At 39.2% G+C, this 23855-nt stretch carries 22 protein-coding genes and 1 riboswitch; of the genes, 18 read left to right on the top strand and 4 right to left on the bottom strand.

The genetic code is table 11. From position 1 onward, the window contains the following. Positions 1-64 precede the first annotated feature (64 nt). The 13 genes from purU (at position 65) to ACFSFW_RS16220 (ending at position 13717) form a co-directional block, all read left to right on the top strand. Positions 65-952, top strand: a complete 888-nt coding sequence (purU, locus tag ACFSFW_RS16280) for a formyltetrahydrofolate deformylase (RefSeq protein WP_388039819.1) — start codon at positions 65-67, stop codon at positions 950-952. 217 nt (positions 953-1169) lie between these two features. Next, the gene (locus ACFSFW_RS16275; RefSeq protein ID WP_388039817.1) at positions 1170-2036 is read left to right on the top strand and encodes a MurR/RpiR family transcriptional regulator; all 867 of its coding nucleotides are present in this window, start codon (positions 1170-1172) and stop codon (positions 2034-2036) included. A gap of 187 nt (positions 2037-2223) precedes the next feature. Then, a complete protein-coding gene (locus ACFSFW_RS16270; protein ID WP_388039816.1) occupies positions 2224-3258 on the top strand; it encodes a DctP family TRAP transporter solute-binding subunit in 1035 nt (344 codons plus the stop codon). A gap of 68 nt (positions 3259-3326) precedes the next feature. Further along, a complete protein-coding gene (locus ACFSFW_RS16265) occupies positions 3327-3839 on the top strand; it encodes a TRAP transporter small permease (RefSeq protein ID WP_099354500.1) in 513 nt (170 codons plus the stop codon). Then, positions 3839-5116, top strand: coding sequence for a TRAP transporter large permease (locus tag ACFSFW_RS16260; protein ID WP_099354499.1), 1278 nt, complete (start codon positions 3839-3841; stop codon positions 5114-5116). Before ACFSFW_RS16265 ends, ACFSFW_RS16260 begins: the two co-directional genes overlap by 1 nt. Positions 5117-5233: 117 nt before the next feature. After that, complete coding sequence (locus ACFSFW_RS16255) at positions 5234-6271, top strand: zinc-dependent dehydrogenase (protein ID WP_388039814.1); 1038 nt, start codon at positions 5234-5236, stop codon at positions 6269-6271. Positions 6272-6398: 127 nt separating this feature from the next. After that, positions 6399-7223, top strand: coding sequence for a class I fructose-bisphosphate aldolase (locus ACFSFW_RS16250; protein WP_388039812.1), 825 nt, complete (start codon positions 6399-6401; stop codon positions 7221-7223). A gap of 21 nt (positions 7224-7244) precedes the next feature. Next, on the top strand, positions 7245-8750 hold the full coding sequence (locus ACFSFW_RS16245; RefSeq protein WP_388039810.1) for a xylulokinase: 1506 nt from the start codon (positions 7245-7247) through the stop codon (positions 8748-8750). Beyond that, positions 8751-9710, top strand: coding sequence for a 2-hydroxyacid dehydrogenase (locus tag ACFSFW_RS16240; protein ID WP_388039808.1), 960 nt, complete (start codon positions 8751-8753; stop codon positions 9708-9710). A gap of 322 nt (positions 9711-10032) precedes the next feature. Then, entirely contained in the window at positions 10033-10983 is a 951-nt protein-coding gene (locus ACFSFW_RS16235) for a ribose-phosphate diphosphokinase (RefSeq protein ID WP_388039806.1), read from the top strand. Between the two features lie 313 nt (positions 10984-11296). Continuing rightward, positions 11297-11686, top strand: coding sequence for a hypothetical protein (locus ACFSFW_RS16230; RefSeq protein ID WP_388039804.1), 390 nt, complete (start codon positions 11297-11299; stop codon positions 11684-11686). A 24-nt stretch (positions 11687-11710) separates the two neighbouring features. Continuing rightward, a complete protein-coding gene (locus ACFSFW_RS16225; protein ID WP_388039802.1) occupies positions 11711-12847 on the top strand; it encodes an SEC-C metal-binding domain-containing protein in 1137 nt (378 codons plus the stop codon). 204 nt (positions 12848-13051) lie between these two features. Then, a complete protein-coding gene (locus ACFSFW_RS16220; protein ID WP_388039801.1) occupies positions 13052-13717 on the top strand; it encodes a hypothetical protein in 666 nt (221 codons plus the stop codon). Between the two features lie 186 nt (positions 13718-13903). Here ACFSFW_RS16220 and ACFSFW_RS16215 read toward each other — a convergent pair whose 3' ends face one another. The 3 genes from ACFSFW_RS16215 to ACFSFW_RS16205 all read right to left on the bottom strand — a co-directional run bounded on the left by ACFSFW_RS16215 (position 13904) and on the right by ACFSFW_RS16205 (position 16902). Then, positions 13904-15208 (bottom strand): nucleobase:cation symporter-2 family protein, encoded by a 1305-nt coding sequence (locus tag ACFSFW_RS16215; protein WP_388039799.1) that lies wholly within the window; start codon positions 15206-15208, stop codon positions 13904-13906. Then, positions 15208-15798, bottom strand: a complete 591-nt coding sequence (locus tag ACFSFW_RS16210) for a xanthine phosphoribosyltransferase (protein WP_388039797.1) — start codon at positions 15796-15798, stop codon at positions 15208-15210. The genes ACFSFW_RS16215 and ACFSFW_RS16210 overlap by 1 nt, the downstream gene beginning before the upstream one ends. 115 nt (positions 15799-15913) lie before the next feature. After that, positions 15914-16015, bottom strand: a riboswitch (purine riboswitch). Positions 16016-16509: 494 nt separating this feature from the next. Then, complete coding sequence (locus ACFSFW_RS16205; RefSeq protein WP_388039795.1) at positions 16510-16902, bottom strand: CBO0543 family protein; 393 nt, start codon at positions 16900-16902, stop codon at positions 16510-16512. Between the two features lie 476 nt (positions 16903-17378). Between ACFSFW_RS16205 and ACFSFW_RS16200 the strand changes: the two genes are divergently transcribed. The 5 genes from ACFSFW_RS16200 (at position 17379) to ACFSFW_RS16180 (ending at position 22240) form a co-directional block, all read left to right on the top strand. Then, complete coding sequence (locus tag ACFSFW_RS16200) at positions 17379-18368, top strand: aminopeptidase (RefSeq protein ID WP_388039794.1); 990 nt, start codon at positions 17379-17381, stop codon at positions 18366-18368. Positions 18369-18504: 136 nt separating this feature from the next. Beyond that, positions 18505-19485 (top strand): Bug family tripartite tricarboxylate transporter substrate binding protein, encoded by a 981-nt coding sequence (locus ACFSFW_RS16195; protein WP_388039792.1) that lies wholly within the window; start codon positions 18505-18507, stop codon positions 19483-19485. An 83-nt stretch (positions 19486-19568) separates the two neighbouring features. Then, positions 19569-20012, top strand: a complete 444-nt coding sequence (locus tag ACFSFW_RS16190; RefSeq protein WP_388039790.1) for a tripartite tricarboxylate transporter TctB family protein — start codon at positions 19569-19571, stop codon at positions 20010-20012. A 25-nt stretch (positions 20013-20037) separates the two neighbouring features. Then, positions 20038-21564, top strand: coding sequence for a tripartite tricarboxylate transporter permease (locus ACFSFW_RS16185; RefSeq protein WP_304214017.1), 1527 nt, complete (start codon positions 20038-20040; stop codon positions 21562-21564). 19 nt (positions 21565-21583) lie between these two features. Beyond that, positions 21584-22240, top strand: coding sequence for a GntR family transcriptional regulator (locus tag ACFSFW_RS16180; protein ID WP_304214018.1), 657 nt, complete (start codon positions 21584-21586; stop codon positions 22238-22240). Positions 22241-22386: 146 nt separating this feature from the next. On the opposite strand, the gene ACFSFW_RS16175 is transcribed toward ACFSFW_RS16180, so the two are convergent. Then, complete coding sequence (locus ACFSFW_RS16175; RefSeq protein ID WP_304220067.1) at positions 22387-23670, bottom strand: M20 family metallo-hydrolase; 1284 nt, start codon at positions 23668-23670, stop codon at positions 22387-22389. Between the last annotated feature and the right edge of the window lie 185 nt (positions 23671-23855).

The raw sequence follows: 23855 nt of genomic DNA, 5'->3' as shown, positions 1-23855 counted from the left end.
TCCCAAGAAAAAAATTGGTGGGACGAGGGACCTGTCCCTCCGTCCCAAATGTGAGGTTATGGATATGTTTTTTAATAGGGAAGAGTTTCAGAGTAAGAATGAGAATCGTGGAAGGTTGTTGGTGAGTTGTCCTGACCAGCCAGGAATTGTGATGGCTATCTCTCAATTTTTATATTCGTTTGATGCGAATATTATTGAATCGAGTCAATATTCGACCCACCATGAAGAGGGTACATTTTACCTTCGAATCGAGTTTGACTGCCCATCTTTAACAGAGAAAAAGCCTGAGATGGAGTCTGCATTTTTAGAGATTGCTGAAAAATTTTCAATGGAGTGGAAGTTAATTGACGTTCAAAATGTGAAAAGAACGGCTATCTTTGTATCAAAGCAGCTACACTGTTTGCATGAGCTTTTATGGGAATGGCAAAGCGGCGACTTGATGACAGACATTGCTCTTGTCGTGAGTAATCATGAGGATGCGAGACCTGTTGTTGAAAACCTTGGCATTCCGTTCATTTACATACCGGCGAACAAGGACATCCGTAAACAGGTGGAGGAGCAACAGCTCCAAATTTTAAAAGAGTATGATATTGATCTAATCGTATTGGCTCGTTACATGCAGGTGTTAACACCTGATTTTGTGGCGGAATATCCAAACCAAATCATTAACATCCATCACTCCTTCTTACCAGCGTTTGTCGGGGCTAGACCGTATGAGCGCGCCTATACGCGTGGTGTAAAATTAATCGGTGCAACCTCTCATTATGTAACAAACGACTTGGATGAAGGACCGATTATTGAACAGGATATTGCTCGTGTTGACCACCGTGACGATGTAGCAAGACTGAAAAAAATCGGACAAAGTGTAGAACGAAGCGTGCTCGCACGTGGGGTAAAATGGCATCTGGAAGACCGAATTATTGTGGATAATAATAAGACGATAGTGTTTTAACTGATATAAATTTGTATTTGTTGAGAAGTGTTCAATCACGATCACTTCTCCTTTTTGATAACTTTACAAAATTCTACTTTTTACTATAGCAGAAACGGAATTAAAATTATCTGTAATAGATTAGAGTAAAACAAAAATAATACTAGTAAACAACACAATATTTTAATAAAATAATAAATACATTAAAATGCTTGTGCATAAGAAGGGGGCAAATTATATGAGTGAGTTAAATGTTAATACGAATCCTGGCTTTTTTACGAGAATCAATGCTGCGATGACAAAGCTAAGAGATTCAGAAAAAAAAATTGTCGATTTTATTGAGAAAAACCAAGATGAAATTATTCATTTGTCAATTACTGAGGTGGCAGAAAGAAGTGAAACAAGTGAGTCTTCTGTTGTACGCTTATGTAAGCGCCTTGGTTATAAGGGTTTCCAAGATTTAAAAATTCACTTGGCAAGGGAATTAATCTCTCCAGAAAAGCAAATACATGAAGTGATTGAAAAAGGAGACAATGTTGAAAAAATTAAAAAGAAGGTTTTTCAATCAAACATTCAGGCACTTTATGATTCAATGGAGGTTTGTAGTGATGAAGAGATTCAAAAAGCAGTGAATGCGATCTCGAAGGCTCGCTTGATAGAATTCTATGGTAACGGTGGGTCAGGAACAGTGGCATTAGATGCCCATCATAAACTATTAAAATTAGGGATTAAATCTTTCGCTTATAGTGATTCTGTTTTACAGGCAATGTCTGCAAGTGTTCTTTCGGAAAATGACGTTGTAATCGGTATTTCTCATACAGGTTCAAATACAGATGTTTTAGCAGCGATGAAACTAGCGAAAGAAGCTGGTGCAACTCTCATTTGTATTACGAATGCATCTAAATCACCAATCACAAATATCTCAGATATTGTTTTACAAACGGCTTCTAAGGAAACGCTTTTTCGAACAGACGCTATATCTTCAAGAATTGCACAATTAACGATTATTGATATCCTAGTAGCGGCAGTTGCAAACCAAAAATATGAACTTACCTATAACAATCTTCAAAAAACGCGAAGATCGACTATTGATAAAAAGCTATAAACGACTAAAAAACCCAATTGTGAAAATTATGTTCATTTTTTTTAAAAATAACTTGAAGGAAATTACCACCATGTGATATCATTGAGTCACAAGTTAAGTATTCTGAAAATTCGACGGTGCTTAATTTCTTTTTTTATTCAGATAAGTAAGCGTTATCAAAACAAAAGGGGTTTAAGGGGGAAAAGAAATGAAGAAGATACTCACACTATTTTTAACGGCATTATTATCAGTAGCTTTGGTAGCATGTGGTAGCTCTGTAAGTGGTGGAGAGGAAAATGGATCAGAAAAGAAGGTAACTTTTACACTAGCTACTCCGGATCCAGATGAGGCATCTGTAACTCTAGCTGCAAAAGAATTTGCGAAGGTAGTTTCAGAGAAAAGTAATGGTTCAATTGAAATTAAGGTTCATGCAAATGGAACATTATATGGTGGGGATCCTTCTGCTGCAGTTAAGCAACTAGGAGCTGGAAGCTTGGATATGCTCGTGCTCTCAACTTCTCTTTATGCGAACTTTGAACCTAAATTTAGCGCTATCAGTATTCCGTATTTATTTGATGATAAAGACCAATTTGTATCTTTCTTAAATGGGGATCTTGGTACTGAACTAATAGGTTCCGTATCTGAGTTAGGCATTCACGGATTAGGATATTGGACACGTGACTTCAGACAAATCACAAACTCTAAAAATCCAATTACAAAACCAGAAGATTTAAAAGGGCTTAAGCTACGTGTACCTAACAATCCATTATGGGTTGAGTTTTTCAAAGGGGCAGGTACAGTAACAACTCCAATGGATTTTAGTGAAGTATATAACGCGTTACAATTAAAAACAATCGATGGACAGGAAAATCCACTTGGTGTTATCACATCAGCGAAAATGTATGAAGTACAAGAATACTTAACAATTTCTAACCACATGGCTGATGGCTGGGTAGTAGGAATTAACCAAGAAAAGTTTGATTCTTTAACAGATGAGCAACAAAAGATCTTAACTGAAGCTTCAAAGGAAATTCAAGGTTGGGCATTAGATTATGATAATAAAGAAGCTGAAACAGCAATTGAGTTCCTTGAAGGTGAAGGAGTTAAGATTAATGAGCTAACAAGTGAACAGCAACAGCTATTCGTTGAAATTTCAAAGAAAGCGTATCCAACATTTAAAGAACTTGTAAAAGACGATGAATTCTTTGCAAAAGTACTAGAGTTTGTCGGGAAAAGTGAGTAAATTTAGGTGAGTTTGCGGTCCCTAAATTGATAAGGGACCGTATTTAACATCAAGTGAGGGAGAGAGCTATGGTAAAGGATGGGAGTAAAAAAATTAATCCTGTATTTCGAGCCATCAATAGCATAACTGATACATTGGCCTCCTTGACGGCCGCGGGCATATTTGTAGTAGTAATCTGGCAAGTCGTTGGTAGATTAATAGGGCAACCAGCACCGTGGACTGAGGAATTAACAAGATTTATGTTTATATGGTTGATTTATCTGGGAATTGGAATCGGGTTTCGTAAAGTCGAATCTGCAAGGGTTACATTACTAATAAACTATTTGCCTAAATTTTTGCAAAAGGGATCAGTATGGATTTATAGTATTGCTTCAATTGGATTCTTTTTATTTATGGTTGTTTTAGGAATCGAATTAATGTCACAGCAAATTAACACCAATGAAACTAGTTCTGTATTGTTATTACCGATGTGGATTATCGGACTTTGTGTTCCATTTTCAGGTTTGATTGGAATTATCAATACCATCCAATCACTCATATATGACCGTGCGCTTATTGAAGAAGAGGAGGTGGAGAATTAATGTCAATTTTTTTACTTGTGTTATTCTTCATCTTAATGTTTATCGGTATACCTATCGCTACCTCACTTGGTATTTCAGTAGTTGCGAGTGTGCTTATTTTTACAGATGTTCCAATTAGTATCGTTATTCAATCAATGTATAGCTCGATGAATAGCTTTATCATGGTTGCCGTTCCACTCTTTATCCTGGCAGGAATTATCATGGATGAAGGTGGAGTTGCAGAAAAAATCTTTGATTTTGCAAAGAGTCTAGTTGGTTGGATGACTGGTGGACTTGGGCACGTGAATGTTCTAGCAAGTTTAATTTTTGCTGGTATGGCTGGTTCTTCTGTCGCGGATATTGCTAGTACTGGTCGTATTACAATAAATGCGATGACCAAAAACAAATATCCTTTAGAATACGCAGCAGCATTAACGTTAATAACGTCTATGCTAGCAACAATCGTTCCACCAAGTATATTAATGGTAGTTGCCGCATCAACAGCAGGTGTTTCAATAGGAGCAGCCTTGGTTGGAGGACTAGTACCAGGTTTAATTATTGCTTTTATTTTTATGGGGTACAACCATTATTATAGTAAAAAGCATAATTTTGGGGTCCATCAAAAATTTGAATGGAAGGTACTTGGAAGAGAATTCATACGTGCTTTTCCGGCATTGTTAGCACCAGTAATATTACTTGCTGGTATCTTAAGTGGAATATTCACACCGACAGAGGCAGCTGCTATTGCGGTGTTATATACATTATTTGTAGCGTTATTTGTTTATAAAGGATTATCATTTAAAAAACTACCGAATATCTTTTTTAGAACAGCAAACCTAACAGGTACTATTCTTTTTATCGCAGTAACTGCTAAGGCAGCGAGTTGGGTGTTTGAATATGACGGTCTACCTACAAAGGTAGCAACCTTCATTAGTGGTATAAGTGATAGTAAGATTGTAATTATGTTGTTGTTATTTGTATTTCTAATTATTGTTGGAATGTTTATGGATGCAACAGCCGCAATATTTATCCTTGTTCCAATTTTAATGCCAACGATCCATTCAGTTGGTATCGATCCTGTATTTTTTGTGATTTATTTAGTTGTACTTCTTTCAGTTGGATTAGTTACACCACCGATTGGAGTATGCCTATACGCCACCTCTAATATTACAGGGATGAAGATAGAAACTTTAAGTAAAGCAACCTTACCATGGTTAGTTGTAACTTTTGCAGCATTACTGTTGTTTATTTTTGTACCTCAGTTAATTACAGTACCGATTAGTTGGTTTGATTTATAATAACTAGTTTGAAATTAGGGAGAAAATATTCTCCTTAATTTTTATAAAAAATATGAAGGAAATCTCCACCAAATATTGTATACTATATACTAAGACGAAATGGGAGTGTGGTTTGAGATGAAAGCAGCGGTTTTTCATGGACCAAACAAATTACAATTAGAGGAAGTACAAAAGCCACAAATTAACGAGCATGAAATTCTTTTAAGGGTTAATGCAAGTGCGGTTTGTGGAACAGACGTAAGAATCTTTGAAGGAAAGAAAACAAAGGGAGTACGTACTCCTTCCATTATTGGTCATGAGCTTGTAGGAACAATTGAAGAAGTTGGATCCGCGGTGAAAGATTTCTTCACTGGTGACCGAGTTGGTGTAATGCCTGTTATCCCTTGTCGTAAATGCTACTATTGCCAAAATGGCAGAGAAAATGTATGTGCAAACCGTACTGCTATCGGGTATGAGTATGACGGAGGTTTCGCTGAATATGTACGAATCCCAAGTGCTGCAGTAGAAGCTGGAAACATCGTTAAGATTCCTGATCATATTTCATTTGAGCAAGCGGTAGTAACTGAACCTTTAGCGTGCTGTATTAATGGCCAACGAAAAGCCAATGTGAAAATGGGTGATGTTGTCGTTGTTGTTGGAGGAGGCCCAATTGGACTAATGCATGTGCAATTAGCAAAAATTGCAGGTGCGAAATCAGTTATACTAAGCGAACCAATTGAACACCGTCGTGAAAAAGCTATTAAAGCCGGTGCAGATTTTGCAGTTAATCCAAATGAAGAATCTCTAGAGGACCTTGTATTAAATCTAACAGATGGCCTTGGTGCGGATGTTGTTCTCATGGCAATTGGAGTACCTTTCTTAGTAAAATCCTGCGCAAACCTTCTGAAAAAAGGCGGAACTTTGAATTTGTTTGCTGGATTTACAAAAGGAGTTTTATCTGAAATTGATCCTAACATCATTCACTATAATGAAATTACAGTCAATGGAACCTCTGCATTAACACGTGCAGATTATCATAAATCCTTAGCATTGATTGCCACAGGTAAAATTAATACGGAAGTACTAACGACAACCGGTTATACATTAGATACCATCGAACAGGCTATTTTAGATGTTAGAAATGGCAATGGAATGAAATCGGTTATTACGTTATAAAGATTCGTAATCTGCCAAGTTTGGATAGTTTAAATGAAGAAAGTAGTTAAGGATCTTGAAAAGTGTGTGATTCCCTTAAAGGTAACTATAAAATAACAAATATTAAAAAACTAAGGAGTGTTTTATTATGGCATTATTAGGTAAAGAAGTTCGGATGAGTAGATTATTAAATCAAGAGACTGGAAAACTATTAGCTGTTGCAGTTGATCAAGCGATGGCAAGAGGGATTTTCGATGAATTAATGCCAATCAATCGTAAGGTTAGTGAAATTGTTGCAGGTGGCCCAGATGCAATGACAATGCATAAAGGGATTGCGGAAATGAGCTATCGTCCACACGTTGGAAAAACAGGTCTTATCTTAAAACTCTCTACTTTTTCACCATGGCAGCCAAATTATGATGCTTGGGTTACAGAAGTGGATGAAGCTGTTCGTTTAGGAGCAGATGCTGTTTCAATGGGTTGTATTGTTGGAGGAGATGATCAACCTGAACAACTTCGTAACCTAGGAATCGTTTCAGGTCAGGCTGCTGCCCTTGGAGTTCCAATGATTGCGCATATCTATCCAAGAGGAAACCAAATACCTGATCACGAAAAGAATGATTGGAAGCATGTTGCATATGCGGTGCGTGCAGGTGCTGAATTAGGTGTTGATATTGTAAAAACAAAGTATACAGGTAATCCTGAAACATTCAGAAAAGTAGTTGAATCAACACCTGGTAAAGTTGTAGTTGCGGGTGGAGACAATGGAAATAACATTGAAGACTATTTCCAAATGGTATACGATGTAATTGATGCTGGAGGTACTGGCATTACATTCGGTCGAATCGTTTGGAATAACCCAAATCCGACAGCAGTTGTAAAAGCGTTTAAAAACATTATCCATCATGGTGGAACTGTAAATGAAACAGTAGAATTGTATAATGAGTTAATTAATCAACCAGCAAACGTATAATACAAATAGGTGTGATAGATTATGTCTCACGTTATTGGGATTGATATCGGAACAAGTGGTATTAAAGTAGGCGCAATGAATCAAGAAGGAGTATTGGGGTACCTTGAGTACCAACCATACTCCCTTCTTTATCCTAAAAAGACTTGGATAGAAATTGACCTTGAAGATATTTGGGATAAAACCAAATCATTGCTATTAAAAGTATGTAATGAAGTAGAGAAAGGTGGAAGCGTTGATGCAATCTCGCTATCTACCTTTTGCAATTCATCAGTCTTTTTAAATAAAGATGGCAAGCCTCTATATCAGGGAATTATATACCTAGACCAGAGGAGTAAAGAAGAATCTGATTGGATTAAAAATGTAGTCGGTGTGGACAACTTGGACAGAATCACGAAAAATCGACTAGAGCCAGGGATGTATACGGTGACAACCTACCTTTGGTTTAAAAATCACTTTCCTAAGGACTATGAAAAAACGTATAAATGGGGAAATATATCCACTTTTATTTTGCATAAGCTAACAGGGGAATTTGTGATGGACTGGACTCAAAGTTCGTATTCAGGAATTTACGATGTCGTGAACTATGAGTGGTCAAAGGAGATTTATGAAAAAGTAGGGGTCGATGAGAAGAAACTGCCTAAAGTAGTAGATCCAAAATCTGTAGTTGGAAATGTTAAAATACCTGAATTGTCTACGAAAAATATACCTGTTATTTCGGGTGCTGCAGATACTGCGTGCTCAACTGTTGCTTTAAGCATTAAACCCAATGAAATGTTTGAATCTGTTGGTACATCAAATGTCCTAACGGTATGTACAGATCTACCTGATAAATTGGATAAGCGATTCCTAAATCGGTGTCATGTCAACAAACACCAATGGCTTTCTCACGGAGCTATGTCTTTTCCTGGGGCATCGATTCAGTGGTTCTATGACAATTTCCTAAAAACAGAAGGGCATACAAAAGAAATATATGGAGAATTGTATAATCAATCCTCTATAGGATCAAATGGCGTATATTTTCTGCCTTATATGCAGGGTGAAAGATCGCCAATATGGGATCCGAATGCAAGAGGTGTTTTTATAGGAATTCATTTGAACACATCCAAAGCAGACATGTTCCGTGCTATTTTAGAGGGCTGTGCCTTTGGTTTAAAGCAGATTTATGAAATTATTGAAACAAATTATAATCTCCAGTTTGATCGATTTCAATCAATTGGTGGTGGTTCAAAGAACAAGGAATGGGCACAAATTAAAGCAAATGTCTTAAATAAGAACATTGAGATTAAGGATATATCTGAAACTGGTGTGTTAGGAGCCTGTTTACTTGCAGGAACAGCTATTGGTTATTTTCCATCCTTAGAAGAAGCAGCACAAGTAATAGATAACAAAACGATCAATGTTGTAGAACCGAAGACAAGTGAGGTTGCCCAATACGAACATTTATATAAAGTGTTTTGTGAGCTATATCCGTCATTAAAGCAATTCTTTGTGAGTAGTGTGGCACAGAGGTTGGAGAGGGGTGAATAGATGAAAAAGACTGTTTATATTACGAGGAAGATGCCAAAAGAGATTTATGAAAAACTTGCAATGCATTTTGACGTAAAAATGTGGCATGAGGAGACAATACCTGTACCGCGTGAGGTTTTGTTAAAGGAAGTTGAAAATGTAGATGGTCTCTATTGTCTATTAACAGACACAATTGATAAAGAGGTTTTTGATCATGCTCCCAATTTAAAGGTTGTTAGCAATTTAGCTGTTGGCTACAACAATATTGATGTTAAAGAAGCAACAAGTCGTGGAGTTATTGTTACAAATACTCCTGGTGTACTAACAGAAACAACGGCCGATTTAACATTTGCTCTGTTAATGGCGACGGCAAGACGGGTTATTGAGGCATCAGATTTCTTGCGTAGAGGTGAGTGGGGGGCTTGGTCACCTATGGAACTGACGGGCCAAGATATTTATGGGGCTACAATTGGAATTATAGGAATGGGTCGGATAGGAGAGGCTCTAGTTAAGAGGGCGAAGGGCTTCAATATGGAAGTCATTTATTATAATCGTTCACGTAAACTAGAAACAGAAAAAAACTTAGGAATTAAATACGTAGATTTAGACACCCTATTAAAAAAATCTGATTTTGTATGTCTTCTACTTCCTTATAGTCCGGAGGTTCATCATTTAATTGGAGAAGAGGAGCTTTCTCTCATGAAGAAAGAAGCAATTTTAATCAATAGTGCTAGAGGCGGTATTGTTGATGAGACTGCTTTATATCATGCCCTTAAGAACAATCAAATATGGGCTGCGGGATTAGATGTATTTGAAGAGGAACCTGTGCCTCTTGATCATCCTTTACTTACTTTACCTAATGTAGTAACTCTACCACATATTGGTAGCGCGAGTGTGAAAACGAGAACAAATATGGCGCATTTGGTAGCAGATAATATAATTAATGTACTTCAAGGTAGAGAACCCCTATCAAAAATTTAAAAGGACGACTGAAATGATTGACAAACACCACTGTCACAATTAGTAGTTTATTGTACAAGATTGACGAATTTAAGTTGCAAGGGGATACCACGATTTATCAAAGGAAAAGTAAGATCAAAGACTAAATAGGCCACTTCCTGTGGGCCTAAAAATCAGGCGAAAATAGGCCAAGGTGTATTTGATTAGGAACGGCATCACGTGTGTGGTGCCCTTTTTAACGTTTTCATACAGATTTTTGTCGAAATTTGTGATTCGACACTAGGTAAGAGTGCAAATTTAGGTTATATTATATATAGAATATTTTTTGCTTGGAGGACTAACAGTGGCTTACCAATTGAATCAGTGTTTTAAAATGTTTACGTTAAATTCGAATCCTAAACTGGCAGAGGAAATGGCGTCGTTATTAAGGTGCGAATTAGGAAAGTGTTCAGTTACACGTTTTAGCGATGGCGAAATCCAAATAAATATAGAAGAAAGTGTTCGAGGTAGCGAGGTCTATTTAGTACAATCGACTTCACAGCCTGCAAATGAACATATTATGGAATTACTTATTATGATTGATGCGTTAAAACGAGCTTCCGCAAAAAACATCAATCTTGTAATCCCATACTATGGTTACGCGAGACAGGATCGTAAAGCGCGCTCACGCGAACCTATCACTGCTAAGCTTGTTGCAAATCTACTGGAAAAAGCGGGAGCAACAAGGGTTGTAACCATGGACCTGCACGCACCACAAATCCAAGGATTTTTCGATATTCCTGTTGATCAATTACTTGGTGTACCCCTTCTAGCGAAATATTTTGCTGAAAAAGGGCTTGAAGATGTTGTCATCGTTGCGCCTGATCAAGGTGGAGTTGTTCGAGCAAGAAAATTAGCGAGCCAACTAAATGTACCAATTGCATTTATCGACAAGCGTCGTCCGAAGCCAAATGTAGCACAGATTATGAACATCGTTGGTAACATTGAAGGCAAAAATGCAATCATCATTGACGACCTGATTGATACAGCTGGAACCATCACCCTAGCTGCGAAAGCATTAAAGGAAATGGGAGCAAAAGGTGTATACGCATGTTGTACGCACCCAGTCCTATCCGGTCCAGCGATTGAAAGAATTGAATCTTCACCAATACAAGAACTGGTAATCACAAACACAATCCAATTACCAGAAGAAAAACAAATCGACAAAATCACTACAATCTCAGTGGCACCATTACTAGTTAATGCAATTGACCGCATCCACAACGAAAGAGCTGTTAGTCCTTTATTCGAATAAAAGTACGTAGCGGGGCTGTTCCATACTTTGGAACGGCCCTTTTTGGGACAAAGGGACAGGTCCCTTGTCCCACGATGACTCTCAAAGGAAAGCTATTCCTGATACTAACCAATTTTAGACCGTATCGGTATTGTTCTTGAGTTACAATCGATAAGAGCATCCTCCAATCAATGGAACGGAGTAAGAAAAAACTACCATGACGGGCAAGGGTGACTCCAGGATGGTCGGAACAATCTAGGTATGAGAGACGTACGCAAAAAGAGGCAGAAGGAATGTATTTGGCTGTATCAGATCCGAACGAGGGGGTATTGCAGTGGTTAAAACGTTTTTGGTAGAAAAAGATATTAATGAGGGTAAGATATTAATAAAGGAACTAGATAATGCTAATTTTGATGTGCACGCTGCATTCTGGCTCTATGAATCTGATGGAGAATACTGGAGGTTTGTTATTGCATCTGATGTAGTAGAAATAGAAGGAGCTCGTAAAGCCTACGAGCACATTAATAAGATTATAAATGAAACCAAGGATACAATTAGTATAAATTTAATAGATATCTCCGCTTGGAGTCCAAACCATCCTTTAATAAGATCTTTACGTACTGTGATTCAAACATCACCAACACAAATTGCCGATATTAGATTTTCTAGTAAAACAATAAACAACATTTATATAGACGATGCTTACATATATCGAATGCATTAATAGATAGCGAAAGGACGCAACCATATGACTTTTTTAGAAAAAATTAAGCCACATCTACTTTCAGATGATATCTTGGTACAAAAAACAGTCTTGCATGCGCTACATGAATATCCAAACGTTCCAGAAGAGTGGACTGTTGAGTTACTCAAGGAAGCATTCAGCAACGAAGTGAAGCAATCTTACATATTAATGTTTCTAGATAAACATAAAATCAATGAAGAAGCGCTGACTATCCTTATCGACAATATTCCAAATATGAACCAGAGCAATCGCCACCTGGCGTTGGGGTTACTAAATAATATTGATGCTCCGCTTGCTTTAAAGTATAAAAAACAACTTGAAAAATATATCCCGAAACAAGTTTGGGGAATTTATGAGGTTATCGAACATGGAGAGGAAGAAGACGTTTATTCCATGTACGGCGAGGTATTACATAAGATTGATCGATCCCTTTCACCTGAATATGACTATTATCCAATCGCGAAAAAGCTATCTGAGTGTATTGTAGAAAAAGGTTGGATAGATGAGGAAGATATTGATACCGTTCTTGCAGATGAAGCCAACGAAGAGTGGTTTTCTGAAAATGGGATTATGAATGTCTATATGGCCGGATTACTTAAAATAGAAAAATACATCCCACTATTTGCAAGCTTTTTAACAAGGGATGATGACGCCTTATTGGAGGAAGTTAATGCGGCGTTAGTCCATTTTGACTCAGATCAAGTAGTAAAAGCGGTTGCTCCTTATGTAAGAAAACCAGAGTCTGTTATATATGCAGCCTCCATTTTAGGAAATATCAAAACCGAACTTGCGCTTCAGGAATTAAAAAAGGCATATCGTGAAACCGATGAATTGGATGTACAAGAGCCCATCATTGAGGCACTTAGTTTCCACTTTTCAAAAGATGCCCTTCCTGAAATGAACGACCATATGGAGTACGAGTATGATTTTTCTTTAGTGGAAATTGAGCACGTCGCATACAGCTTTTACACGATTCTTGGAGAGAAGCACCCTGACCTACTCGAGTGGAAGAAAAGTGAAATGGAAAAAGAGGGTCCAGCGATTCAATTAGCTCCAGTTATAAACGAAAATAAAGTAGGCAGAAACGACCCTTGCCCATGTGGCAGCGGTAAAAAATATAAAAAATGCTGTGGAAAATAACAAAGACGGCCGAATCCTATTTGGGGATTCGCCGTTTTTGTTTATGGGTTAGTGTTCCCGGTGGGTCCGAGTCAGTGGGTCAGAGGGACAGGTCCCTCGCCCCTGGAAAATTGTGGTGGGACAAGGAACCTGTCCCCGTGTCCCAGAAGAATGTTCTGGTTTCTTAGCGAATAAAGTAGTAAAAAGTGTAGGGGGGATTCATGAATGTCACGTCAACGGATTGGTGGAGTTTGTGCGATAGTGTCTGCGTTGGTACTTGTTCTTGTGATGGTTTTAACACAGGCAGTTGCAATGAAAAACGTCGAGGGTAAAGATGTATATGAGCAAACGGTACAATCGCTTGCAGCCTATCCTGTTCTAAACTGGTCATTATTGTTACTTGGGGCATTCGCCATCATTTTATTATTCTGGACGGTCGATGCAATTGACATGCGCCTCCGCACAGGCTCTCCAGAAATGAGTTCAAATGTCTCAAGGTTCGCATACTTCCATTTGTTTTCCTACACATTTTACATGCTCCTGCCCGCCGCAGCCCTCCATGATCTCGCAAATGAAGACAAAAACATTCAAGAAGCCCTCGCGACTATCCATCCAATGATTGAACTTGGCCTCGTCATATCCGTATTGTCTAGTATCTGTTTAAGCATCTGGCTCATTCAAGTAGGAATCATCATTTTAAAAACGAGGTTGTTTTCGAAGGCATTGGGTGTGTTCACGATCATTATTAGTCTAATCGTCCTCTTTGGAGGAGCATACGAAGCATTATACGGCAGGGGATTGGCACTTGGTATCGTTTTAAGTATTCTCACTTTTGTTGGTGCTTTCGTAATATGGAAAATTTGGATGGGAATTGAGTTGTTGAAGAGATAGTCGGGCGGGATATCTGTAAACGCAGTTAAGGCAACTTGAAAATAAAAAAGGAAAGCCGGTAGTGTTGGCTTTCCTTTTGGGTCAGAGGGACAGGTCCCTTGACCCTGGGAATAAATGGTGGGACGAGGGACCTGTCCCTGTGTCCCAAGCCAGCCCTTGTGTGAACAGCCGGCCCAGATGTCCAGCCTAGGATGCTTGTTGGCCTTCTAGGACTTGGACTTGTTGTTTGGCCGGTTTTTTCATGAAGATTAGGTTCATGACGATGGCTGTTAAGCTACCGATGACGATTCCGTTGCTTGTTAGGATTTGGACGCCTTCAGGTAAATTTGCGAATAGGGTAGGGACGGTTGTGATACCCAGGCCCATTCCGATTGAACATGCCATGATTAATAGGTTTTCTTGTGATGAAAAATCAACTTTGCTGAGCATTTTGATCCCTGCTGAGATAACCATTCCAAACATTGCAAGCATTGCACCGCCTAGAACTGGTGTTGGAATGACGGTTGTGAATGCACTGATTTTTGGAATAAATCCAAGGATGATTAAAAATGCGCCTGCTGCGTAGATCACAGTGTTCTTTTTTACGCCTGAAAGTTGGATAAGTCCAACGTTCTGTGAGTATGTTGTGTAAGGAAATGCGTTGAAGATTGCACCTAAAATCGTTGCAATTCCTTCTGCACGATAGCCGTGCGACAACTCTTTTTCCGTTAACTTTCTACCCGTGATATCACCAAGTGCAAAGTAGACGCCGGATGCTTCAACAAGTCCCACGATGAGCACGAGAATCATCGTGATGATTGCGGCTGGCTCAAATGTTGGCATACCGAAGTAAAATGGTTCAGGCATGTGCAACCAGTTCGCATTCGTTACGGCTGAAAAATCAACTCGACCCAAGAAATAAGATACGATTGTACCAATAATCAACCCGAGTAAAATGGCGATTTGACGCATAAATCCTTTTGCAAAACGATACAACACTAAGATAAAAATGAGCGTTCCAAATGATAGAGCAAGATTTTGAAGTGAACCGAAATCTGCGCTGCCTTGCCCGCCTGCCATGTCATTCATTGCAACAGGAATAAGTGTGATTCCAATAATGGTAACAACTGACCCTGTCACGACCGGAGGGAAATATTTGATCAACTTACCAAATATCGTTGAAATGAGGACGAGGAATACTCCACCCACTAAAATCGAACCGTAAATCGCGGATACTCCGTAATCCCCGCCGATGGTAATCATCGGTCCAACCGCTGTGAATGTACAGCCGAGCATAACAGGTAGCCCGATTCCAAAGTATTTATTTTTCCATACTTGTAACAGGGTTGCAACTCCACACATTAAAAGGTCGATTGCAACGAGGTAGGTGAGCTGCTCACCCGTTAATCCGATAGCGCCTCCGACAATAAGTGGTACAATCACGGCTCCTGCATACATCGCGAGTACATGTTGAATTCCGAGAGATGCGGTTTTGAATAAGTTCCCCTTCATTAGCGACCAACCCCCACTTCTTCTAAAAATGTAACTTTTCCACCCTGTAGTGATTGGATTCGAGCAAGTGATTCAACTTTGAATCCTTTGTCGCGAAGCAATTTTCCACCATCTTGGAATGATTTTTCGATCACAATTCCAATTCCCGCCGTTTTAGCGCCAGCTTTTTCAACGATTTCAGTAAGACCAATAGCAGCTTGCCCGTTTGCTAAAAAGTCATCGATGATTAGCACATTGTCTGTTGGTTCAAGGAATTTCTGAGAAACGGAAATCTCATTGGTTTCATTTTTCGTAAAAGAATGAACGGACGCTGTGAGTAGGTCGTCTACGAGAGTAAGAGATTTTCTTTTTCGAGCAAAAATCACAGGCACGCCAAGCTCGAGCGCGGCCATCATTCCAGGCGCAATCCCTGAAGACTCAATTGTTAACACCTTGGTGATTTGGTCATGTTGGAATCGCTGTGCAAATTCTTTCCCGATTTCCACCATTAACACGGGATCTATTTGATGATTTAAAAAGGCGTCCACCTTAAGGACGTGGTCGGAAAGGACTCTACCTTCGTTGATAATTTTCTGCTGTAAAAGTTCCAAACAAGTTTCCTCCTTTAAAATAAAAAAGCCTGAACATCATTGCACTCCTCAAATATGAGTGAGTCAATGACCTTCAGGCTTTCAACGAAGGAAAGTGGAATAAGCATAAATGCATGCATTCCCATTGCTCACTCATAGTCAGCGTATTTACGGTGCGCTGGTAGAAACTTACGGGCCATATCCCCGTGATTATATGAGTGAATGCCGATATTCAAAATGGTATGTACCTATTCTATTACGGCATGCGAAATTTGTAAATGGTGGGAGTTGGAAAAAAAGTGCGAGAGGGGGGCTGTAGATAGTGTGAAACGTAATGAATGCTGATATCGCAGATTTTTTGGGGTTGTAACGACTTGGCGAAAATTGTCGGAATATGTGTTAGGGTATGTTAGTTGGACGCTAATATCTGGATAAAAGTGCAATTGTCCATTCCCCGTAATTCATATTTCAACTGTAACCATGACGTACAAAAAATACATACTAATCTTAATGCTTACGTAGAAAAAACCACATACAAACATAGATCAAGAATAATAAAAATAGAAAAACAGGTGTAGACAGTTGAGTAGTTGCCATAAATATCACCTAATAATCATTTTATTTCCGCCAAAGATGGGTGAAACAAGGTTAAAAGGATGGCGATAATGGGTATTGAGATAAGGATAGCCTTAATAGGACTTTTATAATGAATTCGAACGATGGCAAAAAGAATTAAATTAAAGATGAAGGCCAGAATACATTCCAATTATTCTCGTAAATAAATAGTCCCTTTTTATAGAAAAGATATTCAAGACATGTAAAATAAGCAATCCATATACCTACATAAAAGTATTGTTTTTTTCCTTTTGGATAGTACCTTAAATAAATCATAATTACGACTGGAATAATGATAAAAGAAAAAGAAATATCGATAAAGGTATGGTTTAACCAATCAACTGTTACGGCTTTGTATCTCCAAAGGGTATGGTTGTAAAATATAAAGTTATATAACAAATTACATATTATAAAATATTGGATTGTAGGATAATAGGATCGCCAATTTTTCCAGTCAACAAAAAATTTAGCAAATAGGATGTAAACCACGATTACTAATAGTAGGTACATGAAGATAATCCTTTCTGGGCTTTTGCGTACGGCTCTATAGATGATTAAAGCTCCATCTGCATATTGGCAGACCTCTATTTAATAATAATCATTTTCCTCAATAATATTATCCATTTTCTTCAATTGTATGCAACAACACCCATCAATCGTTTTTTAGGTACCATGGGAACCATGGGGACGGTTCTCCTGGTCCATAAAACCAAGAGAACCGTCCCTGTGGTTCCCACAAATTTTTTTTATTTTAGTAGTCTACTAAACAAATTCATAGAAATGATGGACGAGACAAGGATTGACCACGTCCTCATTTTACAGTTCGTTCTATTTTTTCCTATTCTAATATATAATAGTGCGCCAAAATCGAGTGACGTATTATACATTCTATAGAATATAGTATTGACAGATTCTATAGAATATAGAATAATTGGTGACAAATTAGAGTATTAAGAAAATTTAAAAACAGAAGGGGTTTGACTAACATGATAGAAATTTTGATGAGTAAGGGTGCGAAGCAAATAGTTGAGGTATGTGCAAAAGTGCAGAAAGATGAGAACGTTGTCATTATTGCTGAGCCAAAGACAATCAACATTGCAAAAAGTGTGGCAACAGCGGTAGCGGCGGTTGGAGCAGAGCCTTCAATTATCACAATTATTCCTCGAAAGGCTGACAGCACGGAGCCACCAAAGACTGTGGCTGCAGCTATGAAGGAAAGCGATGTATTTATCAGTGCGGTGTTTACCTCGATCACTCACACGCAAGCGGTTGTTGATGCGTGCAAGAACGGTTCAAGAGGAATTATGCTTACTCAATTTGATGAGAACATGCTAATCAACAGCGGTGTTCATGCGGACTTCCCAAGTGTGGCACCAATTTGTAAGGCAGTTGCAAATGTACTTGAGGATGCTAAGGATATTCACTTAACAACGATTCACGGTACAGATCTTCGTTTAACAGCTGTTGGTCGAAAAAGTAACGCAATGACTTGTATGGTTGAACCTGGTCAATTTGCTCCTGTTCCAACAGTCGAAGCGAATGTATCGCCAATTGAGCACACAGCATCAGGAACAATTGTGGCTGACGCAAGTATTCCATACCTCGGAATTGGTGTTTTAAAGGAAAACGTGGTTTGTAAGGTTGAAAATGGCTTCATTACAGAAATCACTGGAGGACATGAGGCAAAAATTTTACGTGAGGACCTTGCTGCGAAAAATGATCCGAACGTATATAACATTGCAGAAATCGGTGTTGGTCTAAACCCTGAATGTAAATTTAACGGGTTCATGCTTGAAGATGAGGGTGTTTTCGGATCTGTACATATCGGAATCGGTTCAAGCATCACTCTAGGCGGAACAATCAAAGCTTCTTGTCACTATGACTTAATCCAAACGGGAGTAACCTTAGTTGTTGATGGCGTAACTGTGATTAAGGACGGAGACGTGGTATTAGAATACGAAAACGCAATGGCATAGTACCACGGGGACGGTTCTCCTGGTCCGTAAAACCAAGAGAACCGTCCCTGTGGTTCCCTGTGGTTCGGGGGAGAACGAAAACGACAACTCCCCCCTAAACCACCAGACATTCTATATAAAAAATTGGAGGGTCAATATGAAAAAGGTACTTTTGCTTACAGTAATATGTTTTACTCTCTTTTTAGCCGCATGTTCTGGTTCAAATTCAACGAGCTCAAAAGATTCAAAATCAAAAGATGCGTATCCAAGTGAAACATTGAATGTTGTGATTCCGTTTGGTCCTGGTGGGGGTACTGACCTTCATATTCGAAAAATCATTGAAATTGTTCAGAAAAATGAATGGTATAACGGTGACATCAAAATTGAAAACCGTGAAGGTGGAAGTGGTGCAGTTGGTTGGGGCTTTGTAAACAGCAAAAAAGGTGACCCATATGTCCTTACTGCAACAAGTGCGAGTCTTTTTACAACTCCATTGGTTTCTGACCTTGGATTTACGTACGAATCTTTTACACCTGTAGCACTAATGGGTGCAGATGATTTGTTCCTTTTAGTCAAAGAAGAATCTGATATTAAAACTCTTGATGATTTCATCGCTGCAGCAAAATCGAAAAAGCTAAAAATTGGTGGAGTTGGACAAGTAAGTGATGAAATGATTATTCCAAACATGTTCGCAGAAGCGGCTGGTTTTGAATTTGATTATGTGCCATTCCAAGGAGCGGGTGAACTTACCAGTGCCCTTTTATCTGATAGCTTAGATGCCATCGTTGGAAACCCTACTAGAGCACTTGGTCAAATTGAAGGTGGATTAATGAGACCTCTCGCATTCTCAGGGGTTGAGCGTTTCCCAGCATTAGAGGATGTTGCTACTTTTACAGAGCTTGGCTATGAGGTGAACCTCTCCCAGCCTCGTGGTATTTTACTAGCTGGCGAAGTTGACGATAGCGTTCAACAATACTGGATTGATACCATCAAGAAAGTATATGAGACAGATGAATGGAAACAGTTTGTTGAAGAAAATGGACTATCCGATCGCTACCTAGAAGGCGATGAGTTCAAAGCATTACTTGATGAAACAAGTGAGAAATACTCAACATCAATCGAAAAATACAATAAATAATAATAGGAAGGGAATGGAGGCGCGAATCTTTCTTATCTCCATTCCCTTCCTTTCTCAAAATTTTAAAAGAGAGGAAAAGGAGCATGGGTAAAAACATTTTTTCCTTACTTATTGTCATTTTTGCAGGTGTCTATTTATTTTCATCCCTTCAATTTCCGTTTATGAAAGACAGTCGCCCTGGCGCCGGCTTCTTGCCAATTTTGATAGCGGTAGGATTATTGGTGCTATCCCTTATTGATTTAATTAAATCCTTCAAAGAAAACAAAGATTCCAAGTTGGATGGAACATTTTTAAAAGATTTTGCCATGATTGTGGCATCGATCGCTATTTATATTCTCTTATTTATTTTTCTTGGCGCGCTAATCGGAACGATTATTTTTACATTTATTGTGTTAACGATGATCAACAAACGAAAAAATATGCAAAATGCCATGATTTCCATAATAGGTCCAGCGGTCATTTATGTATTTTTTGAGTACTTGCTTGACACGAACCTACCGTTAGGAATACTAGAAGGATTCATTTAACTGCACTCAAGAGGAGGGAATAAACATGGAGTTTTTAGAAAATGTCATGATGGGGATTGAAGTTGCATTCACCCCTACAAATATTCTGTTCGTGTTTTTGGGTGCATTAATTGGTATGATCGTTGGAATTATTCCCGGTTTTGGTGCATCCGCAGGACTAGCTATATTATTACCAGTAACACTTTCGCTTGAGCCGACAACTGCGATTATTATGCTTGCAGGCATTTATTACGGCTCCCAGTATGGAGGGGCCGTTACTGCCATTCTCATTAATACGCCAGGTGATTCGGCTGCTGTTGTTACAACATTTGAAGGTTATAAAATGACAATGAAGGGGCAGGCCGGAAAAGCATTGATATACCAAGCCATCGCGTCGTTCGTCGGAGGAGCGATTGGGGTATTTCTAATTTATACGCTTATTCCTTTTTTTACAGGAGTCGCAATGAAATTTGGACCTCCTGAATATTTTATGCTAATGCTCATGGGTCTATTAACGCTCGTTTGGATGACCGATGAAAGCCGGACAAAAGGAATGATCTCCGCGTTAATTGGACTTGCTGTTGCTACCGTAGGGGTTGACGTGATTTCTGGGATGCCGCGCTTCACATTTAATTCGCCATTTCTAATCAACGGAATCAACTTTATTCCGGTAGCGATTGGGTTATTCGGAGTTGGAGAGCTGCTTCACCGTATCTATGAAGGCGGGCATAAGGATGTCGACGTCGACAGCAGCAATATGGACCTTTCGATTAAAAATAAAAAGAACTGGCCAACTTGGTTAGAGGTTTGGGCGGATAAATTTGCGTATATCAGAGGTTCAGTCATTGGATTTGTAACAGGGGTATTACCTGGAGCTGGTGCTACAATCGCTTCTTTCTTCTCCTATTCGGTTGAGAAAAAGGTATCCAAAACACCTGGAAAATTCGGAACTGGACATAGTAAGGGATTAGTTGCACCGGAAGCAGCAAACAATGCAGCAACGGCTGGTGCAATGGTGCCATTGTTAACATTAGGTATTCCAGGGTCTGCCTCAACGGCCATTTTACTAGGTGCATTTTTAATGTATGGATTGCAGCCAGGACCATTGCTTATGACGCAAAATCCTGAATTCTCCTGGGGAATTATTACAAGTATGCACCTTGGAAATATGATATTATTAATAATAAATATCATTTCTATTCCATTATTTCTATATATTGTAAAAATGCCATATCGATATTTGGTGCCGATTATTATCACCTTGTGTATTATCGGAACATTCTGTCTAAATTCAAGCTTCATCGATGTCTGGCTCTTATTGGTTTTCGGTCTTGTTGGATTTTTCATGAAGCTGTACGGGTATTCACCGGCAGCACTTGTGTTGGCATTGGTGCTTGGACCGTTAGCAGAAAACACTTTGAGACAATCATTAATCATGTCTGAGTCTGGATTAGGGATTTTCTTAAGTCGCCCAATTTCATTGGGATTTTTGATTTTAATTTTAATCATTATTGTTTATCCATATATCTCCAAACTATTTAATCGAAATAAAAATATTTCAAAACAAGCATAAATGATCTCGGAGGAATGATATGAAACTTCCAGGCCTCGAGTCTGTTGAAAGACAGCCACTAAATGTAATCGTATATGAAAAATTAAAAACTTCCATTGTAAATGGTGACATCGAACCAGGGACAAGAATTACCGAAGCGACGGTGAGCAAGCAGTTAAACGTTAGTAGCACGCCGGTTCGTGAGGCATTTCGAAAATTGTCTGCAGAAGGGTTAATCACGATTGTTCCTTGGAAGGGTGCAATTGTACAGGAGTTCACTTCGAAGCAAATACTCGATGTTTACCAATGTAGAACGAGCTTAGAGGAGCTAGCAGTCGAACTTGCGATTCCAAGAATAGATGCAGAAGGAATTGAGCAGTTAAAGGAATGTGTAAAAAAATCCATTACCTGTGAGTCGCACACAGAATACGTTGAACTAAACACAAAATTGCACGATTTGATCTATGAATACGCAGATAACCCAACACTTATGAACCTATACAATCAGATCAAAGACGTCGTGATTCACAATCGAATTGTCACTTCGTATAGCGAAGAGCGGAAGAGACAAATCATTGAAGAACACGAAGCAATCATAAAACACATCGAGCAAAAAGATATCGACAACGCCAAACAAGCAGTCCGCACTCACATTTTCAAAGGGTACGACCACATCAAAACCCGATTTGAAAAATAAAATTTGGGACAAGGGGACAGGTCCCTTGTCCCAGCTTTTTGGCAGGAATAATGAAAAGGATGCACGGAAAACCGTGCATCCTTTTGGGGTACCATGGGGACGGTTCTCCTGGTTCATAAAACCAAGAGAACCGTCCCTATGGTTCATCAATTATCATATTTCTCCACAAAATCCTTCAATACATGTACGGACTGAACGCAGTCATTTAAGGAAGTCCACTCAGCTGGGTTGTGACTAACGCCGTCTTTGCTCTGAGCAAAAATCATCGCTACTGGCAGGACATGTCCCACAATCATCGCGTCGTGGCCGGCACCGCTTGGTAAATAGACTGGATCAATTCCTTGGGCAACAACTGATTTTTCAAGCTTTTTCTGCATGTCATCACTAATCGGAACGGGTGCTTCACGGAAAGTTTCTTCATATTGAAGTTCAATTCCATGTGCCTCAGAAATGGTTTGTGCTTTTTCAATCACCATATCAATAAGTCGGTCACGTGTTTCCTTTTGGATATCACGAATGTCGACTGTCAGGCGAACTTCACCCGGTATGACGTTTGCGCCGTTTGGAAGCACATCGACTTTACCAACAGTTGCGACCGCTGATGAACTCACCTGGCCAGGCAGAGATTGGACCTCATGAATGAACTGGCTTGCAGCAACCAATGCATCCTTGCGGTCATTCATTGGCGTGTTACCCGCATGTCCGGCAAGTCCCGAAAACGTCATTCGTAACCAACATGGCCCAGCGATTCCAGTCACTATTCCAACTGGGACCCCAGCCTTCTCTAATCTTTTTCCTTGCTCAATATGTAACTCTACGAACGCCTCAAGTTTGGACAGATCTCTTTTTGAATTAAAATATCCGTCTACCGGAAGTCCAATATTCTCTAAAACGGTTGTAAAAGAGTCGCCATTGAAGTCCGTTTTCTTAATGTATTCTTCCCTTGTTACTTCCCCAATCATTGCTGCACTTCCGCTAAAGCCTCCATTGAAACGGGCGCCTTCTTCATCTGTAAAAATAACCACTTCAAATGGTCGTTCTGGCACAAAACCCGTTTGTTTCCATGCACTAGCAACCTCAAGCGCCGCAAGCACACCAAGTGGACCGTCGAAATGTCCACCGTTTGGAACACTATCAACATGGGAACCAGACATAAGCGCTGGTAGATTTGGATTTTTGCCATCGATACGGCCGAAAACATTTCCAGCTCCGTCTTCAGTTACAACGAGACCTGCTTCCTCCATCCATTGCTTTACCAAATCTTTTGCTGCCTTTTCCTCGGGGGAAAATCCAGTACGATGTGAACCGTTGTCTGCGGTTAACCCAATTTCTGAAAGAGCAGACAGGCGAGACGCCAAACGCTCTCCACTTACGCCGTTTTTATCTAATGATAGATCATAAGTTGAAACTAACTTGTCAAATAAGTTCAAGGTAGGTGCTCCTTTTTTAATTTTTTTTATAATTCTACCACATCTTGTAACTGTTATCGCGCAAAAATAATATTTTTGAAGGGAGAACAAAAAGGGAACAAACGTTCTAATTTTACTAGTAATCTATTATCTGAAATGTTAAAATAGAGTTGCAGTTACATAAAGCGGGTGGGCGGTTAGCCACT

This window comes from Ferdinandcohnia salidurans (assembly GCF_042680725.1).
GTDB classification, from domain to species: domain Bacteria; phylum Bacillota; class Bacilli; order Bacillales; family Bacillaceae_L; genus Ferdinandcohnia; species Ferdinandcohnia salidurans.
Note: the sequence above shows the minus strand (reverse complement) of the source record. Positions and strands in the feature narration are given on the sequence as shown.